Source organism: Streptomyces sp. OfavH-34-F (assembly GCF_022347745.1).
Classification (GTDB): Bacteria; Actinomycetota; Actinomycetes; order Streptomycetales; family Streptomycetaceae; genus Streptomyces.
Window position 1 is genome coordinate 17,444 of record NZ_JAKRGC010000004.1, and the last position, 17,424, is coordinate 34,867.

General features: G+C 69.9%; 18 protein-coding genes. 10 read left to right on the forward strand and 8 right to left on the reverse strand.

Features of this window, described 5'->3' with window-relative positions:
* The first annotated feature begins 216 nt into the window (after positions 1-216).
* The 3 genes from MHW47_RS01705 to MHW47_RS01715 all read left to right on the forward strand — a co-directional run bounded on the left by MHW47_RS01705 (position 217) and on the right by MHW47_RS01715 (position 2,695).
* Positions 217-1,113, forward strand: a complete 897-nt coding sequence (locus MHW47_RS01705; RefSeq protein WP_239220780.1) for a LysR family transcriptional regulator — start codon at positions 217-219, stop codon at positions 1,111-1,113.
* A gap of 63 nt (positions 1,114-1,176) precedes the next feature.
* Positions 1,177-1,656, forward strand: a complete 480-nt coding sequence (locus MHW47_RS01710; protein ID WP_239220781.1) for an NUDIX domain-containing protein — start codon at positions 1,177-1,179, stop codon at positions 1,654-1,656.
* Between the two features lie 160 nt (positions 1,657-1,816).
* On the forward strand, positions 1,817-2,695 hold the full coding sequence (locus MHW47_RS01715; RefSeq protein WP_239220782.1) for a GNAT family N-acetyltransferase: 879 nt from the start codon (positions 1,817-1,819) through the stop codon (positions 2,693-2,695).
* A gap of 36 nt (positions 2,696-2,731) precedes the next feature.
* Here the strand turns inward: MHW47_RS01715 and MHW47_RS01720 are convergent, their stop codons facing one another.
* On the reverse strand, positions 2,732-3,943 hold the full coding sequence (locus MHW47_RS01720) for an MFS transporter (RefSeq protein WP_239220783.1): 1,212 nt from the start codon (positions 3,941-3,943) through the stop codon (positions 2,732-2,734).
* A gap of 138 nt (positions 3,944-4,081) precedes the next feature.
* Here MHW47_RS01720 and MHW47_RS01725 point away from each other — a divergent pair, with 138 nt between their 5' ends.
* The 3 genes from MHW47_RS01725 to MHW47_RS01735 are packed head-to-tail and all read left to right on the forward strand — an operon-like array spanning position 4,082 to position 6,217.
* Positions 4,082-4,543 carry a MarR family winged helix-turn-helix transcriptional regulator gene (locus MHW47_RS01725; RefSeq protein WP_239220784.1) on the forward strand — a complete coding sequence of 154 codons (462 nt, stop codon included), beginning with the start codon at positions 4,082-4,084 and terminating at the stop codon, positions 4,541-4,543.
* A 31-nt stretch (positions 4,544-4,574) separates the two neighbouring features.
* Entirely contained in the window at positions 4,575-5,027 is a 453-nt protein-coding gene (locus MHW47_RS01730; RefSeq protein ID WP_239220785.1) for a GNAT family N-acetyltransferase, read from the forward strand.
* A 26-nt stretch (positions 5,028-5,053) separates the two neighbouring features.
* Positions 5,054-6,217, forward strand: coding sequence for a winged helix DNA-binding domain-containing protein (locus MHW47_RS01735; protein ID WP_239220786.1), 1,164 nt, complete (start codon positions 5,054-5,056; stop codon positions 6,215-6,217).
* A 62-nt stretch (positions 6,218-6,279) separates the two neighbouring features.
* Here the strand turns inward: MHW47_RS01735 and MHW47_RS01740 are convergent, their stop codons facing one another.
* Positions 6,280-7,659: a serine hydrolase gene (locus MHW47_RS01740; protein ID WP_239220787.1), complete on the reverse strand. Its 1,380-nt coding sequence runs from the start codon at positions 7,657-7,659 to the stop codon at positions 6,280-6,282.
* Positions 7,660-7,729: 70 nt separating this feature from the next.
* Complete coding sequence (gene dnaB / locus MHW47_RS01745) at positions 7,730-9,208, reverse strand: replicative DNA helicase (protein WP_239220788.1); 1,479 nt, start codon at positions 9,206-9,208, stop codon at positions 7,730-7,732.
* Positions 9,209-9,667: 459 nt separating this feature from the next.
* Between dnaB and MHW47_RS01750 the strand changes: the two genes are divergently transcribed.
* On the forward strand, positions 9,668-11,002 hold the full coding sequence (locus MHW47_RS01750) for an MATE family efflux transporter (protein WP_239220789.1): 1,335 nt from the start codon (positions 9,668-9,670) through the stop codon (positions 11,000-11,002).
* Positions 11,003-11,112: 110 nt separating this feature from the next.
* On the opposite strand, the gene rplI is transcribed toward MHW47_RS01750, so the two are convergent.
* From rplI to rpsF, 4 genes are all read right to left on the reverse strand, one after another.
* Entirely contained in the window at positions 11,113-11,559 is a 447-nt protein-coding gene (gene rplI / locus MHW47_RS01755) for a 50S ribosomal protein L9 (protein WP_239220790.1), read from the reverse strand.
* 18 nt (positions 11,560-11,577) lie between these two features.
* Positions 11,578-11,814 carry a 30S ribosomal protein S18 gene (gene rpsR, locus MHW47_RS01760; RefSeq protein ID WP_003967857.1) on the reverse strand — a complete coding sequence of 79 codons (237 nt, stop codon included), beginning with the start codon at positions 11,812-11,814 and terminating at the stop codon, positions 11,578-11,580.
* 43 nt (positions 11,815-11,857) lie between these two features.
* A complete protein-coding gene (locus MHW47_RS01765) occupies positions 11,858-12,448 on the reverse strand; it encodes a single-stranded DNA-binding protein (RefSeq protein WP_239220791.1) in 591 nt (196 codons plus the stop codon).
* Between the two features lie 72 nt (positions 12,449-12,520).
* Entirely contained in the window at positions 12,521-12,811 is a 291-nt protein-coding gene (gene rpsF, locus MHW47_RS01770) for a 30S ribosomal protein S6 (RefSeq protein ID WP_018101872.1), read from the reverse strand.
* Between the two features lie 278 nt (positions 12,812-13,089).
* On the opposite strand from rpsF, the gene MHW47_RS01775 reads away from it, so the two are divergent.
* The 3 genes from MHW47_RS01775 (at position 13,090) to MHW47_RS01785 (ending at position 15,834) form a co-directional block, all read left to right on the forward strand.
* Positions 13,090-13,404 carry a hypothetical protein gene (locus MHW47_RS01775; protein ID WP_239220792.1) on the forward strand — a complete coding sequence of 105 codons (315 nt, stop codon included), beginning with the start codon at positions 13,090-13,092 and terminating at the stop codon, positions 13,402-13,404.
* 174 nt (positions 13,405-13,578) lie between these two features.
* A complete protein-coding gene (locus MHW47_RS01780) occupies positions 13,579-14,697 on the forward strand; it encodes a peptidoglycan bridge formation glycyltransferase FemA/FemB family protein (RefSeq protein WP_239220793.1) in 1,119 nt (372 codons plus the stop codon).
* A 105-nt stretch (positions 14,698-14,802) separates the two neighbouring features.
* Positions 14,803-15,834: an alanine racemase gene (locus tag MHW47_RS01785; RefSeq protein ID WP_239220794.1), complete on the forward strand. Its 1,032-nt coding sequence runs from the start codon at positions 14,803-14,805 to the stop codon at positions 15,832-15,834.
* 19 nt (positions 15,835-15,853) lie between these two features.
* Here MHW47_RS01785 and MHW47_RS01790 read toward each other — a convergent pair whose 3' ends face one another.
* Positions 15,854-17,365 (reverse strand): glycosyltransferase family 87 protein, encoded by a 1,512-nt coding sequence (locus MHW47_RS01790; protein WP_239220795.1) that lies wholly within the window; start codon positions 17,363-17,365, stop codon positions 15,854-15,856.
* Between the last annotated feature and the right edge of the window lie 59 nt (positions 17,366-17,424).

The following is a 17,424-nucleotide window of genomic DNA, read 5'->3' on the forward strand; positions in this document are numbered from 1 at the left end:
CTGTCCGCTGCGCGGTACAGGTGGTCCGAGCCTCCCCCCTCGTGGCTCGGACCACCTGCGGCTCTCCTCGTTCGCCCTCGGAAGAACCGCCTCGACAAGGCTAGTTGACTCTGCGTCAGTGTCCAATCACAGTAGCGGCAGCGACCTATCGACATATTTATCGTTGACCGGGGCGCACCGGATGCGTCATCACGGGAGGACGAGGAGGGACGGAACGTGGATCTGGCCCTGCTGCGCACCTTCGTCACCGTGCACCGTGCCGGTTCCTTCACGCGCGCCGCCGCGCTCCTCGGCCTCTCCCAGCCGGCGGTGACCTCGCAGATACGCACGCTGGAACGACAGCTGGGCCGGCCGCTCTTTCTGCGCCGCGCCCGTGGGGTGACGCCGACCACGATCGGCGACGAACTCGCCCACCGGGCCGCTCCCCACCTCGACGCCCTCGTGGAGATCACCGAGGCGGGCCTCGACGAGGAGGCGGGCGTCCAGACCCTGCATCTGGCGGGGCCCCCGGAATTCCTCTCGCTGCGGGTTCTGCCCGCGCTCGCTCCGCTGACCGCGCAGGGCCTCGCGCTGCGCGGCTCGTTCTCCGCCGACACCGACGAGACCCTGGAGGGTCTGGCCGCCGGGCACCACGACCTGGCCATCGTCACGGCCCGGCCGCGCGGGGAACTGCTCACGACCACCCCGCTCTGGGACGAGGAGCACGTCCTGGTCGCCGCGCCCCGCTGGGCCCGCCGGCTGGGGCCGGGAACGCTGCGGCGCAACGGCCCGGTCGTGCTGGAGCAGCTGCCCGTGGTCGAGGTGCACGAGAGCCTCCCTCTGGTCTCCCGGTACTGGTCCGCCGTCTTCGACAGCCCGCCGGCGGCCACCGGCACCGTCATCACGCCGGACCTGCGTGCGGTTCTGGAGTGCGCGGTCGCCGGCGCCGGGCTCGCCGTTCTGCCGCGCTATCTGTGCGCGGGAGCTCTGGAGCGCGGCGAGGTGGTGGCGCTGCTGGACCCGCCGGTTCCGCCGCTGCGCACCTACTTCCTGGTCGCGCGGACCGGCACGCTCGCGCTCCCACGTCTCTCGCGGGCCCATGAAGGGCTCCTCCGAGCCGCCGCCGACTGGTGACGACAGGAGCGCGAGACCGCGCCCCGGTGTTTCAGAAGGCGTCTCTTGGGCCACGCTTCTGCCATGACCGAACGTCCTGTGGTCAAGCGAACCGCACGCGCCATCCTGCTCGACGGTGACGACCTCATCCTCATCAAGCGCACCAAGCCCGGAGTGGACCCGTACTGGCTCACCCCAGGCGGCGGGGTCGAGCCCGGGGACGCCACCGTGGTCGACGCCCTGCACCGCGAGGTGGACGAGGAGCTGGGCGCGAAGATCACTGACGTGGTGCCCTGCTTCGTCGACACCGTGGAGCACATCGAGGAAGGCGGGGTGAAGGGCGTCAAGGTGCAGCACTTCTTCGTCTGCCGCCTCGACTCCATGGACCTGTCGCTGCGCCACGGCCCCGAGATCGACGACCCCTGCGGGGAGTACGACGTCGTCCGGGTGCCGTTCAGCCGGGTCGGCATCGCCGCCGTGCACCTGGTGCCACTGTCGTTGCGGCACTATCTGGACGGCAATATCGAAGGGGTGCGCGCCTTGCACGCCGCCGACCTGGGCTGACGCGCCGAGCGACGCCCAGGGCTCGGCGCCCGCTCAGAAGACCGTGTTTCACGTGAAACCGTGTGCGTCAGCCGCTGCGACCCGATTTTCGGCTGCGCGTCTCGGCCAGTTCCGGTAAAGCGGTGGACGGGCGATCATCACGTCGGACAGCCTGGCCCGTATGCCCAGCTCACTGCCTCGCCCGCTGTCCGATCTACCCATCCGGCGCCTCACTCGGGACGACTTGGCCGCCTGCGCCGATCTCAGCGAGGACCGCGGCTGGCCGCGTGACGAGGAGCGCTGGGCGCTGCTGCTCGCCGCCGGAACGGGCTACGGGATCGACGACCCCGACAGCAAGGGGCTGATGGCCACCTGTGTGGTGGTCTCGTACGGCACCGGGATGGCTGCCGTCGGCATGCTGCTGGTCGCCGGACGTCATACCCGGCGCGGTATCGGCCGCTACCTGATGCAGAGGGTGATCGAGGCGGCCGGAGAAACCCCGCTCAGCCTCCACGCCACATCGGCGGGGTGCCCTCTCTACGAGGAACTCGGTTTCCTCTCGGTGGGGCGCACCCTCCGGCTGACCGGCTTCTTCCAGGCGCCTGCGGCATCCGGCCCGCTCAGTGACTCCGGGACCACCGTCCGCCCTGCCTCCGCCCATGACCTGCGGGCCCTCGTGGAACTCGACTCGGTCGTCTTCGGGCTCGACCGAACCCATCTGCTGACCCGGCTCCCCACGTTCGCCGACCACATGCGGGTCGCCGAGAGGGACGGGGAACTGATCGGGTACGCCGCGCTCTCCCCGAGCGCGGAGCACCACGCGCTCGGCCCCCTGGTCGCTGTGGACACGGCAACAGCCAAGCTGCTGCTGGTCTCGCTCGCGGAAGCGACGGACCGGCCGCTGCGTGCGGACATCGATGCCCGCCACGAAGACGTGGTCGACTGGCTCGGCGCCTGTGGGCTGCGCTCCCATTCTGAGACCACGGTGATGGTCCTCGGCGCGGACCGGCACGGGGACTGGACTCGGTACTTCGCGCCCTTCAGCCTGGCGACGGGCTGACCCCGGCCCGCTCCCGTCCTGAGGCCGGCGCCTCGGTCAGCTCCGCACCGCCGGGGTCTGCGCCGGTTCCGGGGTGTGTGCGGCGACGAGGCGGCTCGGGGTGACCGTAGGGCGCTCCAGGACACTGGAGATCGCGGCGAGCACCAGGGCCGACGCGGCCAGGGCCGCTCCGACCCAGTTGGGGGCGGTGTAGCCGAGGCCGGCCCCGATGACCAGGCCGCCGAGCCAGGCCGAGAGCGCGTTGCCCAGGTTGAAGGCGCCGATGTTCATCGCCGAGGCCAGAGTCGGGGCGCCTGCCGCGTGGTCGAGCACCCGCTTCTGCAGCGGGGGCACGGTGGCGAAGCCGAGTGCCCCGATCAGGATGAGGGTGATCGCTGCCGTGATCTTGTTGTGGGCGGTCCAGGTGAACAGGGCCAGCACCAGGGCGAGGCCGGCCAGCGACACATGGAGCAGCGGCATGGTGTGCCGGTCGGCGAGCCTGCCGCCGAGCAGATTGCCGCCGAGCATGCCGATCCCGAAGAGGATCAGCAGCCAGGTGACCGCGGAGGCCGGGTAGCCGGCGATCTCCGTCATCATCGGCGTGATGTAGGTGATCGCCGCGAAGACACCGCCGAAACCGAGGACCGTCATCGCCATCGCGAGAAGGACCTGGGCGTTGCGGAAGGCCGCGAGCTCCTGTCCCAGCCTGACCCGTTCGGTGCGGGGCTGCTCGGGGATGAGCCGGGCGACGCCGACCAGGCCGAGAACGCCCAGCGCCGCGACGACGAAGAAGGTGACGCGCCAGCCGGAGTGCAAACCGATGTACGTCCCCACCGGTACGCCCACGACGTTGGCGACGGTGAGGCCGGTGAACATCAAGGCGATGGCCCCCGCCTTCTTCTGCGGGGCCACCAGATCGGCCGCCACGACCGCTCCGATGCCGAAGAAGGCGCCGTGGGCGAGCGAGGCGACCACCCGGCCGACGATCATCACCTCGAAGACGGGCGCGCTCGCGGTCACCACATTACCCACGACGAACAGGCCCATGAGGATCATCAGCATCCGCTTACGGCTGACCCTCGTGCCGAGCACGGTCATCAGCGGGGCTCCCAGCACCACGCCGAGCGCGTATCCCGTGACGAGGAAGCCGGCGGCCGGAATGGACACCTGGAAGTCGGCGGCCACCTCGGGAAGCAATCCCATGATCACGAACTCGGTCGTACCGATCCCGAAAGCCCCGATGGCCAGGGCGAGGAGCGCGAGTGGCATGGGTACACCTTCCCAAAAAGTTGCTACTGCACCTTACGGGCGTAGACAATAATTGCAGACGCCGATTAATTGCAAACGCCGACTATTGCGCAGCCTGGGTATCCTGGTCATCAGCAGCTCCACCACGGAGGAGAGACCATGACTGCCACGGACCCGGCTCTGACCGCCCTTTCCCAGAGCTGGATCGCGCTCTCGCTGCTCCACGGCAGGATCGAGTCCCGCATCGAACGGGCGCTGCAGAGCGGCCACGACCTCAGCGTGCGGGAGTACTCCCTGCTGGACGTGCTCAGCCGACAGCACAGCGGACCTGGCGGGCATCTGCAGATGAAGCAGGTCGCGGACTCCGTGGGGCTGAGCCAGAGCGCCACCACCCGGCTGGTCACCCGCCTGGAGGACCGCGGTCTGCTCACCCGCTATCTGTGCGACACCGACCGCAGGGGCATCTACACCGATGTCACCGAAGACGGACTGGCCCTGCTCTCCGAGGCCCGGCCGACCAATGACAGCGCCCTGCGAGCCGCGCTCGACGAAGCCGCCGAGAACCCCGAACTGGCCCCGTTGGTCAGGGCCGTGGAAGAACTGAAGACCGTCCCCGTGTAGCCGCGGGCCGCGACTGCGTAGGCTGCCGCTCATGACCGACCTGGACATACGCCGTGCGACCGCTGACGATCTGGCCGCGATCGTCGCGCTGCTCGCCGACGACCCGCTGGGCGCCCAGCGCGAGTCTCCGGACGACCTCGCGCCGTACCGGACGGCGCTCCGGCGGCTGACCAACGATCCGCATCAGCATCTGATGGTGGCGGTGCGCCAGGAGCGCGTCGTCGGCACCCTCCAGCTCACCGTGATCCCCGGCCTGTCCCGGCGCGGTTCGACCCGCTCGGTGATCGAGGGCGTCCGCGTCCACGCGGACGAACGGGGGAGCGGCCTCGGCACCCGGCTGATCCAGTGGGCCGTGGACGAGTCGCGCCGCCAGGGCTGCCAGCTGGTGCAACTCACCTCGGACACGACCCGCACCGACGCGCATCGCTTCTACGAGCGCCTCGGCTTCGTCGCCAGCCATGTGGGATTCAAGCTCGCTCTCTGACTCCGCCGTACCGCCTGGGGGCCACCGTGCAACGCATCAGTGACGAACAACGACGCATCCGGATCGGCCGCCGTCATCTGCTCGCCTCCGAGGCCCGGGCCTCCTCGCCCGTGGCCGTGGCCGACGCCCTCGTCGCGCTCCACGCGACCGATGCGGCCACCGTGTTCCTGTCCGCCTGCGCCCGCCTTGCCGAACCCGGCGTCGCCGCGGTGGAGCGATGCCTCTACGAGGAGGTCTCGCTGGTGCGGATGCTGTCGCTGCGCAACACCCTCTTCGTCGTATCGGAGGGGGCGGCCCCCCACATCGAGGCTGCCAACGCGCGCGCCGTGGCCGCCAAGGAGCGCCGCACCCTGCTCAAGCACCTCCGGGAGGACGGCAACGGCCTGGACGAACACTGGCTCGACGAGGCCGAACGGAGCGCCCTCGCCTTCCTGGACAAGAGCGGACCGGTCTCGGGCAGCGAACTCGCCGCAGGGGTACCCGCCCTCCGCACCAAGATCACGGTGTTCCCCGGAAAGAAGCAGGAGACGGTCCAGGGCGTCGCCACACGGGTGATCCGGGTGCTGGCCGCAGAGGGCAGGATCCGCCGGGACCGGCCACGCGGCTCCTGGACCTCCAGCCAGTTCCGCTGGGCCCCCGCCCTCCCCCGCCCGGTCGAGGAAACCGCTCCGGCCCAGGCGGAGGTGGCCCTGCGCTGGCTCCGCGCCTACGGACCGGGCACCGAAGGCGATCTCAAGTGGTGGACCGGGTGGGGAGCGCGCGAGGTCCGGGCGGCGCTGGCGGCGGCCGGAGCCGTGGAGGTGCGGCTCGAGCACGGTGCTGCGGCGTGGGTCGCCCCCGGTGATACGGAGCCCGAGCCGGCCCCCGCCCCGTGGGCGGCCCTGCTGCCCGCGCTCGACCCGAGCGGGATGGGCTGGGCGGACCGCGACTTCCATCTGCCGGCCGAGCACCGGGCGGCCCTCTTCGACCGCTCGGGCAACATCGGACCCACGGTCTGGTGGAATGGCCGCATCGTGGGCGGCTGGGCGCAGCGAAGTGACGGCGAACTGACGTGGCGGCTACTGACTGATCCCGGTCGGGAGGCCACGGCCGCGATCGAGTCCGAGGCATCCCGACTGGCGTCCTGGGTGGGAGAGGCACGGATCACTCCGCGCTTCCGGACACCTCTGGAGCGGGAGCTGACGGCGTAGGACATGCGTCCGGCCGTTTCACGTGGAACGGCCGGACGTCGCTCCCGTCTCCTCCCGCCGCCTCAGTCCCCCAGGCCGCGCCAGCCCTCCGGGTCCACGCCGCCGGGTACGGGGGCCGCCGGCTCGTAGGGCTCCCGTGTGAAGACGAAGGACCCCAGGTCGAGATGGCTCACGCTGCCGTCCGTGTTCCGCACGACCCGCAGTGTCTCCCCCGCGTAGTAGCCGTCCAGGCCCACCCAGGTCCCATCGGGACGTGCGACGAAGCGGGCGCCCCGGCCCTGGCCGTTCGCCGGGCGCAGGTCCAACCCGCGCCCGGCGGTCAGGCGCAGGATGTGGGGCCGGGTGGCCCAGTACCAGGCGCCGGTCAGGGCGAGGAGTTCCCCATCGACCTCGGGCAGCGGGCGCCACGGCTCCGGAATCCGGGGTTCGGCCTCGGCGACGATGTCCACGAGGTCGGCGGCGACCTCACCGATCGCCACCCCGGACGTCGCGTTGACGAGCACCACGGCGGCCACATCGTCCTCGGCGCTCACCCAGAGGGCGGCCAGGAAGCCGGGGAGCGAGCCGGTGTGCCCGATGAGGGTGCGCCCCTTCCTCCGGAGCAGCTGGAGCCCCAGGCCGTAGTGGTCGAGGCTTCCGGTCTCGGGAGCGGACGACGGCTGCTTCATCTCCTCGACCGACGCGGCGCAGAGCACACGGTCGTCCCCCTCGGCGAGGAAGCCCGCGAAGCGGAGCAGATCGGCGGTGGTGGACCAGAGCTGCCCGGCCGGGGCCATCAGCCCCAGGTCCTCCGCCGGCTCGGGAAGCATCGCGTCGGCCCAGGGGTGCACCGCCCAGCCGCCGGCATGCGGAGCCTGGGGGAGGAAGCTGGTGCGGTGCATGCCGAGGGGCTCCAGGATCTCCTGGCGCAGCACCTCCTCCCAGGACGCTCCGCGCACGGCTTCGATCAGCGAACCGAGGAGCGTGTACCCGGGATTGGAATAGTGGTGGCGCCGACCGGGCGGGTGCAGGGCGATCTGCTCACCGAGCACGTCCGCGAGGGTCGGGCGCAGGCTGCCGGGGGTCCGCTCCCACCACGGCGCGGTCGTCTCGGCTCCGAGGCCCGCGCTGTGACCCAGCAGTTGATGGACGGTCACCTCGCCCGCGCCGGTGCCCGGAAGATGCTTCTCCAGCGGATCGGACAGATCGAGGAGCCCCTCGTCGCGCAGCCGCAGCACCAGCACCGCGGTGAACGTCTTGGTGAGGGAGCCGATCCTGAACTGTGTGTCCGGGTCGGGGGCGTGGCCCTCGACACAGCTGCGCGAGCCGTCCCAGACGGTCTGCCCCTGCCGCCGCACGGCGGCGACGAGAGAAGGAGTACGCCCTTCGGCCTGCGCCGTGGCGATGCGATGCAGCAACGCACGGCGGGTACCGGGGAGCAACGGTTCAACGGGAGAAGTCATCACCCACAACTACCGCCCGCACTCCCGGATGGCGACTCCATTTCCCGCGCCGTATCCGCATCCGTCGGGATCAGGTCTGGGCCATGTCCACGAAGCGTGAGTAGTGGCCCTGGAAGGCGACCGTGATCGTTGCCGTGGGACCGTTTCGGTGCTTCGCCACGATCAGGTCCGCTTCGCCGGCGCGCGGCGACTCCTTCTCGTACGCGTCCTCGCGGTGCAGCAGGATCACCATGTCGGCGTCCTGCTCGATGGAGCCGGACTCGCGCAGGTCGGAGACCATCGGCTTCTTGTCCGTGCGCTGCTCGGGCCCACGGTTCAGCTGGGAGAGCGCGATGACCGGGAGCTGCAGCTCCTTGGCCAGCAGCTTGAGGTTTCGCGACATGTCGGAGACCTCCTGCTGGCGGCTCTCGGCACGCTTCGAGCCGCCGGACTGCATCAGCTGCAGGTAGTCGATGACCACGAGCTTGAGGTCGTTGCGCTGCTTCAGCCGCCGGCACTTCGCCCGGATCTCCATCATGGAGAGGTTGGGGGAGTCGTCGATGTAGAGCGGGGCCGCGGAGACGTCCGGCATCCGCCGGGCCAGCCGCGTCCAGTCCTCGTCGGTCATCGTGCCGGAACGCATGTGGTGCAGGGCCACGCGCGCCTCGGCGGACAGCAGGCGCATGGCGATCTCGTTGCGCCCCATCTCCAGGGAGAAGATCACGCTGGGCATGTTGCTCTTGATCGAGCAGGCGCGGGCGAAGTCCAGCGCCAGGGTGGACTTACCCATGGCGGGACGGGCCGCGATGACCACCATCTGGCCGGGATGCAGGCCGTTGGTCAGGGCGTCGAGGTCGGTGAAGCCCGTGGGCACCCCCGTCATCTCACCGCTGCGGGAGCCGATCGCCTCGATCTCGTCGAGGGCGCCCTCCATGATGTCGCCGAGCGGGAGGTAGTCCTCGCTGGTCCGCTGCTCGGTGACGGCGTAGATCTCGGCCTGCGCGGAGTTGACGATGTCGTCCACATCGCCGTCCGCCGCGTATCCCATTTGCGTGATCTTCGTACCGGCCTCGACGAGTCGCCGCAGGACGGCGCGCTCGTGGACGATCTCCGCGTAGTACGAGGCGTTGGCCGCCGTGGGGACCGACTGGACCAGCGTGTGCAGATACGGCGCCCCGCCCACCTTGGTGATCTCGCCGCGCTTGACCAGCTCGGCCGCCACGGTGATCGGGTCGGCCGGCTCACCCTTGGCGTAGAGGTCGAGGATCGCCTGGTAGACGGTTTCGTGAGCCGGGCGGTAGAAGTCGTGGGGCTTGAGGACCTCCACGACTTCGGCGATGGCGTCCTTGGAGAGGAGCATGCCGCCGAGCACGGACTGCTCCGCGTCGAGGTCCTGCGGCGGCACCCGTTCGAAACCCGCGGAGCCGCCTTCCCAGTCATGGCTCTCCCGGCCGCGGTCGTGCCGCTCGCTCCGGTCCCGGTCCTCACTCCTGCGCTGGCGGGAGACGGGCAGCCGGTCACTGGGGCCGGTGTCCGCCCAGGGATCGTCCAAGGGTTCGGGAATGCTCACCCGGCCACCTCCTCCCGTCCGCTCCGCGGACCTAGCCGTGCTCCTCTTTCTTACGGCACGGCACCGACAAACAACGGCCCCGACTCCGGTTCCGGTGTGTCGAGTTCTGCACTGTCGCAGAGCCGAAACAGGGTGGGGGCGCCGGACTACGGTAGGCGGCTCGGCACCGTCAGCCAATCTGGTTATCCACAGGCCCTGTGGACGAGCGCCCTGATGCTGTGGAGAACTCCTCAGAACCTGTGCACGGACCGGGGGACAGCACTGTGGACAAACTCATAGCCCTCCCATGAAGACCGCCCTGACCTGGAGCTTTTCCATCCACGGGCTGTGGGGGAGAAAAAGTTGGGCCGTCCGGCCGCGATCGTGGCGCCTCCTGCACGGGAGTGACCTACAGCCGCGTAGATGTAAGGACTCCTGACTGATTGCATCTATTACCTGTGGAAGATTAGATTGGCTGCCATGATCCAGCCACCGGGAGCCTCTTCTTCCCGTCGCCGCCACGACCGCGAGATCATCGCGCTCGCCGTCCCGGCCTTCGGCGCCCTTGTGGCCGAGCCGCTGTTCGTCATGGTCGACAGTGCGATCGTCGGCCACCTCGGCACTCCCCAACTCGCGGGACTGGCCGTCGCCGCCGCCCTGCTGACGACCGCGGTGAGCATCTTCGTCTTCCTCGCCTACGCCACCACGGCGGCCGTCGCCAGACGGGTGGGCGCCGGCGATCTGGCCGCCGCGATCCGCCAGGGCATGGACGGCATCTGGCTGGCGGTCCTGCTGGGGATCGCCGTCATCGCGCTGACGCTCCCCCTGGCCCCCTGGCTCGTCGACGCGTTCGGCGCCTCCTCCACGGCGGCACCCCACGCCATCACGTATCTCCGTATCTCCAGCCTCGGCATCCCCGCGATGCTGGTGGTCCTGGCCGCGACCGGCGTCCTCCGGGGCCTCCAGGACACCCGTACTCCGCTCTACGTCGCCATCGGAGGGTTCGCCGCCAACGCGGCCCTCAACGCCGTTCTCGTCTACGGCGCCGGTCTGGGAATCGCCGGATCGGCCTGGGGAACGGTCATAGCCCAGCTCGCGATGGCCGCCGCCTACCTCGTCGTGGTCGTACGCGGCGCCCGCAGGCACGGCGCGTCCCTACGGCCCGATGCCGCCGGTATCCGGGCCTGCGCACAAGCGGGCGCGCCCCTGCTGGTCCGTACCCTGTCGCTCCGCGCCGTCCTGCTCATCGCCACGGCGGTGGCCGCTCGGCTCGGGGACACCGACATCGCCGCGCATCAGATCGTCCTGTCCCTGTGGAGCCTGATGGCCTTCGCCCTCGACGCCATCGCCATCGCCGGACAGGCCATCATCGGCCGGTACCTCGGTGCGAACGACGTGGGGGGCGCCCGCGAGGCCTGTCGCCGGATGGTGGAGTGGGGCGTCGCGGCCGGTGTGGTCCTGGGCGTGCTGATCGTCCTGGCCCGTCCGCTCTTCGTACCGCTGTTCACCAGCGACACCGCGGTCCAGGACGCCCTCCTCCCCGCGCTCCTGGTGGTCGCCGCCACTCAGCCGATCGCCGGTGTCGTCTTCGTTCTGGACGGAGTCCTGATGGGTGCCGGGGACGGGCCCTACCTGGCCTGGGCGATGTTGCTGACCCTGGCCGTCTTCGCTCCGGCAGCCCTCCTGGTCCCCACCCTGGGCGGCGGGCTCGGGGCCCTGTGGTGTGCGATGGCACTCATGATGATCGTGCGGATGGCGACGCTCTGGCTCCGTACCCGCTCGGGCAAGTGGCTGGTCACCGGCGCGACCCGCTGATTCGGTCCGATAACCGGCCGCGCCGTACTCCGCCCTCGTGTTTCACGTGAAACGGCGAAGGGCCGCACCCGGAGGTGCGGCCCTTCACTGTTCTGCTGAGGTGCGGCCGATCAGGCGGCGACGACCTCGATGCCGAGCTTCGCAGCGACCTCGGGGTGCAGACGCACGGACACCTGGTGCCCGCCGAGCGTCTTGATCGGCGAGCCGAGCTCGACGCGACGCTTGTCGACGTCCGGACCACCGGCGGCCTTGATCGCCGAGGCGATGTCGGCCGGGGTGACGGAGCCGAAGAGGCGGCCGGCGTCGCCGGAGCGAACGGCCAGACGGACCTTGACGGCCTCCAGCTTCGCCTTGACCTCGTTGGCCTGCTCGATCGTGGCGATCTCGTGGATCTTGCGGGCGCGGCGGATCTGCGCCACGTCCTTCTCGCCACCCTTGGTCCAGCGGATGGCGAAGCCACGCGGAACCAGGTAGTTACGGGCGTACCCGTCCTTGACGTCGACGACGTCGCCCGCAGCACCGAGGCCGGTGACCTCGTGGGTGAGGATGATCTTCATGATTCGGTCACCCTTCCCTTATCGCGCGGTGGACGTGTAGGGCAGCAGCGCCATCTCACGGCTGTTCTTGACTGCCGTGGCGACGTCACGCTGGTGCTGCGTGCAGTTGCCGGTGACGCGGCGGGCACGGATCTTGCCGCGGTCGGAAATGAACTTCCGCAGCATGTTCGTGTCCTTGTAGTCCACGTACTGGGTCTTGTCCTTGCAGAACGCGCAGACCTTCTTCTTAGGCTTGCGCACAGGCGGCTTCGCCATGGTGTTTCTCCTGTGTGATCAAGAAGTGGGGGTACGAACTCCCCTAGAAGGGGGGCTCGTCCGAGTAGCCGCCGCCGGAGTTTCCACCCCAGCCGCCTCCGCCGCCTTGCTGGCCCCCGCCCTGGCCGCCGGCCGGCGCGCTCGTGGCCCACGGGTCGTCGGCGGGAGCGCCGCCACCACCCTGCTGGCCACCACCGGGACCGCCGCCCCAGTTACCGCCACCCTGCTGGCCGCCGCCGTATCCACCCTGGCCGCCCTGGCCACCGCGACCGGTGGTCTTGGTGACCTTGGCCGTGGCGTTCTTGAGGCTGGGGCCGACTTCCTCGACATCCAGCTCGTAGACCGTGCGCTTGACGCCCTCGCGGTCTTCGTACGACCGCTGCTTCAGCCGGCCCTGCACGACAACGCGCATGCCTCGCGTGAGCGACTCGGCGACGTTCTCCGCCGCCTGCCGCCAGACCGAGCAGGTGAGGAACAGGCCTTCGCCGTCCTTCCACTCATTGGTCTGCCGGTCGAAGATGCGGGGAGTGGACGCGACACGGAACTTCGCGACCGCCGCACCGGACGGGGTGAAGCGCAGCTCGGGGTCGTCGACGAGATTGCCGACGACCGTGATGACGGTCTCGCCTGCCATGGGTGAACCTCTCGGCGGGGATTTCTTGGCTGCTTGTTGCTACTCGGACCCGATGACCACTGAGCCGGAAGCTCAGTGAATCTCGGGACGGAGGACCTTGGTCCGGAGGACCGACTCGTTCAGGTTCATCTGGCGGTCGAGCTCCTTGACGACCGCAGGCTCGGCCTGCAGGTCGATGACCGAGTAGATGCCCTCGGGCTTCTTCTTGATCTCGTAAGCGAGACGACGACGGCCCCAGGTGTCGACCTTCTCAACCTTTCCTTCGCCCTCACGGACGACGGAGAGGAAGTTCTCGATCAGCGGGGAGACTGCTCGCTCCTCGAGATCGGGGTCGAGGATGACCATCACCTCGTAGTGACGCATGTGGAACCCACCTCCTTTGGACTCAGCGGCCACGGTCGTTCCGTGGCAGGAGGGCCGTGATGCGTTGAGCAACGGTGCCCGAGTAAAACAGTCGCCACTGACAGCGCCCTCGGTGAGGAGAGGCGGTCCGTGCCGGCCTGGGCAGACACCGGTGCAGACCGACCAGAGTACCCGCAGACCCGCTTCCGGTTGAAATCCGATGGTCAGGGGACGCAATCTGGACACATCGGGTGTGAGCGGCGCCACGATCGCGCCGCATGTCGGCCAGGAGGTCATCCATGGCACACGTAACGCGGACCCGCCCCTCCGTCTCCCTCTTCGCCACGGACGGCAGGCCCCATCCGCTCCAGAACGGGCTCGTGGTGATCACGCTCGTGCTGGGCGCCCTCGCCTTCATCACGGCGATGTTCCACCACCTGCATCTGATCAGCTCCTGGGCCGGACTCATCGGCATCCTCACCGGTGGTTACGGCCAGTACATCTCCGCGACCACGCGCGAGAGGTTCCCTCTCATCCTCGGCATGGGCGCGTCCGCCCTCGGGTTCTTCCTCGGCATGGCCCACGGCGGACTCTTCGGCGGCGTGATCGGCTGACCCCCGCGGTCCCGGTCCGGGCGGCTCCGTCACCGACGGGGCCGCCCCCGCACGCCGGGCGGAACGCACAGTGCACGACGGGGCCAGACCGCCCGCTTCCCGGCCACAGTAGGCTTCGGCGCGAGAGCCGGAGCCCCTGACCGATGGGGACACACCTGCCGAGGAGCGCCCCGCATGAGCCTGACCCTGAGGACCATCAGCCGAGAGCAACACCTGGCGTACATCCAGAGTCTGCCCGCGGCCAGTCACATGCAGGTCCCGGCATGGGCGGATGTGAAGGCCGAGTGGCGCTCGGAGAGCCTGGGCTGGTTCGACAAGACCGGCCAGCTCGTCGGAGCGGGCCTGGTGCTCTACCGGCAGCTCCCCAAGATCAAGCGGTACCTGGCCTATCTGCCCGAGGGCCCGGTCATCAACTGGTACGCCCCCAATCTGAGCGACTGGCTGCAGCCGATGCTGGCGCACCTCAAGCAGCAGGGCGCCTTCTCCGTGAAGATGGGCCCCCCGGTCGTCATCCGCCGCTGGGACGCCGCGGCCATCAAGGCCGGCATCCAGGACCCGGAGGTCAAGCGCCTGCGGGACGTCGAAGCCACCCACATCGAGCCGCGCGCCTTCGAGGTCGCCGACCGGCTCCGGAAGATGGGCTGGCAGCAGGGCGAGGACGGCGGCGCCGGGTTCGGTGACGTACAGCCGCGCTACGTGTTCCAGGTGCCGCTGGCGAACCGTTCGCTGGAGGACGTCCACAAGGGCTTCAATCAGCTGTGGCGGCGCAACATCAAGAAGGCCGAGAAGGCCGGCGTCGAGGTGGTCCAGGGCAGCTACGCGGAGCTGGCCGAGTGGCAGCGGCTGTACGAGATCACGGCGGAGCGCGACCGCTTCCGCCCGCGCCCGCTCGGCTACTTCCAGCGGATGTGGACGGCCCTCAACAGCGAGGACCCCAACCGGATGCGGCTCTACTTCGCCCGCCACGAGGGCGAGAACGTCGCGGCGGCGACCATGCTGATCGTCGGCGGCCACGTCTGGTACTCGTACGGCGCCTCTGCCAACCACAAGCGCGAGGTCCGCCCCTCGAACGCGATGCAGTGGCGGATGCTGCGCGACGCGTACGCCATGGGCGCCACCGTCTACGACCTGCGCGGCATCTCCGACTCGCTGGACGAGACCGACCACCTCTTCGGACTGATCCAGTTCAAGGTCGGCACCGGCGGGCAGGCGGCGGAGTACCTGGGCGAGTGGGACTTCCCGCTCAACAAGCTCCTGCACAAGGCACTCGACATCTACATGTCGCGGCGCTGATCACCGCCCCAGAGCTGACGAAACGGGCTTCATTCGTTTCAATGGGGCCTGAACACGCTTTCCCATCCGTTCCACCTCAGCCACCAGAAGGGTTCCGGACCGGCCATGGCGCTCTCCCTGTACGTCGACACCGCGCGCTGGCGGGCGCACCAGAAGTCCGTTATCGACCAGTTTCCGGGCATCGTGCCGGTCTGCAAGGGCAACGGTTACGGCTTCGGCCACGAGCGGCTGGCCGACGAGGCCATCCGCTTCGGCTCCGACATCCTCGCGGTCGGCACCACCTACGAGGCGGCCCGCATCAAGGACTGGTTCAGCGGCGATCTGCTGGTCCTCACCCCGTTCCGGCGCGGTGAGGAACCGGTACCGCTGCCCGACCGCGTCGTCCGGTCTGTCTCGTCCGTGGACGGGGTGCATGCCCTGGTGGGCGCCCGTGTCGTCATCGAGTGCATGAGCTCGATGAAGCGCCACGGCGTCAAGGAGGAGGAGCTGGGCCTGCTGCACGCCGCCATCGAGGACGTGCGCCTCGAAGGCTTCGCCCTGCACCTGCCGCTGGACCGTACGGACGGCTCGGACGCCGTCGAGGAGGTCATCGCGTGGATGGACCGCCTGCGGGCGGCCCGGCTGCCGCTGCACACGATGTTCGTCAGCCATCTGCGCGCCGACGAGCTGGCCCGGCTGCAGCAGCAGTTCCCGCAGACCCGGTTCCGTGCCCGTATCGGCACCCGGCTCTGGCTCGGGGACCACGAGGCGACGGAGTACCGGGGCGCCGTGCTCGACGTCACGCGCGTCGTGAAGGGCGACCGGTTCGGCTACCGGCAGCAGAAGGCCGCCTCCGACGGCTGGCTGGTCGTCGTCGCCGGCGGGACCTCGCACGGCGTGGGCCTGGAGGCGCCCAAGGCGCTGCACGGCGTGATGCCGCGGGCCAAGGGCGTCGCCCGCGCGGGCCTGGCGACCGTGAACCGCAACCTGTCGCCCTTCGTCTGGGCGGGCAAGCAGCGCTGGTTCGCCGAGCCGCCGCACATGCAGGTGTCGATCCTGTTCGTGCCCGCGGACGCGGAGGAGCCGAGGGTGGGCGACGAGCTGGTGGCGCACCTGCGCCACACGACCACCCAGTACGACCGCCTCGTCGAGCGCTGAGCCCGCGCGCCCGCCCCGTTCAGTCGGCGGCGGGCGCCGCGGCCGTTCCCCACTCGACCCGCGCCCCGGCATCCCCGGCCCCGTCGTGCGCTTCACGGCGTACGCCTCCGGGTTCGGCGAGCCGGGTGAGCGCGAAGACGTCCTCGGCCCCGTCGAGCACCCCGCCCGACGGGTCGTCCGAGCCGTCGCGCCGCACCCCGTCGCGTTCCGGCATCGAGATGTCCCGTACGACGAGGGCGCAGAGATAGAGGGTGCCCAGCAGGTGCAGCACGATCGCCAGCTGGTAGCCCTCCGTGGGCAGCCCCTGGTGCTTGTCACCGCTCCCCGTGTACGCGAGGTACATCCAGATGCCCAGGAAGTACAGGACCTCGCACGCCTGCCAGATCAGGAAGTCCCGCCAGCGGGGCCGCGCCAGCGCGGCGAGCGGGATGAGCCACAGGACGTACTGCGGTGAGTAGACCTTGTTGACGAGGATGAACACCGCGACGACGAGGAACGCGAGCTGGGCGAACCTCGGCCGGCGCGGCGCCGTCAGGGCCAGGGCGCCGATCGCCAGGCACAGGACGAGCGTGGCCACCGTCGAGACGGTGTTGACCGTGCTCACGTCGATGGCCTCACCGGTGCGCTGGGTGATGACCAGCCAGAACGATCCGAAGTCGATGCCGCGTTCCTGGCTGAACGTGTAGAACTTCTTCCACCCCTCGGACGCCGGGAGCATGACCGGCAGATTGACCACCAGCCAGGAGCCGACCGCCCCCAGCAGGGCCGCGCCGAACGCGCGCCACTTCCCGGCCCGCCAGCACAGCACGAACACGGGCCCCAGCAGCAGCACGGGGTACAGCTTCGCGGCCGTGGCCAGCCCGATGAGGACGCCGAAGGCCAGCGGACGGCTCCGGGACCACATGAGCATCGCCGCGGCGGTCAGGGCGACGGCGAGCAGGTCCCAGTTGATCGTGGCGGTGAGGGCGAAGGCGGGCGCGAGCGCCATCAGAAGGCCGTCCCAGGGGCGCCGCCGGTGCGTCCGGGCGACGCAGACGGCGATCACCGCGGTGCAGATCATCAGCATGCCCGCGTTGGCCAGCCAGTAGGCCTGCTCCTGCTCCTGCAGGGAGCCGCCGCCAGGCGTCAGCCAGGCCGCGACCTGCATGAACACCCCGGTGAGCACCGGGTACTCCAGGAACTGCATGTCACCGGGCAGCCGGTCGAAGTACGGCACCAGCCCGTCCGCGAAGCCGCGTCCCGAGTAGAGGTGCGGGATGTCCGAGTAGCAGGCGTGGGTGTACTGGGAGGTGGCTCCCCGGAACCAGGCCCAGTTGTAGCAGGGCAGCTTCTGCACCATGCCGAGCGCGAACATGCCGATGCCCACCAGGGCGACGGCCGCCACCGGCGTCAGCGCGGTGCTGCCGAGTCGCGCCCAGAGCCCCGACCTCCCGCCGATCAGCTCGCTGCCGGCCGCCGCGACCTCGTCCCGGTGCGTGGGCCGTACGACGGACCGTTCCTCGTGCACGCTCGTGTCCTCTGCGCTTGGCATGTCGCACATCCTGCCGTACGGCGCTGTGGAAGCGGTGAGGGCCGCCGCACCGAAGTGCC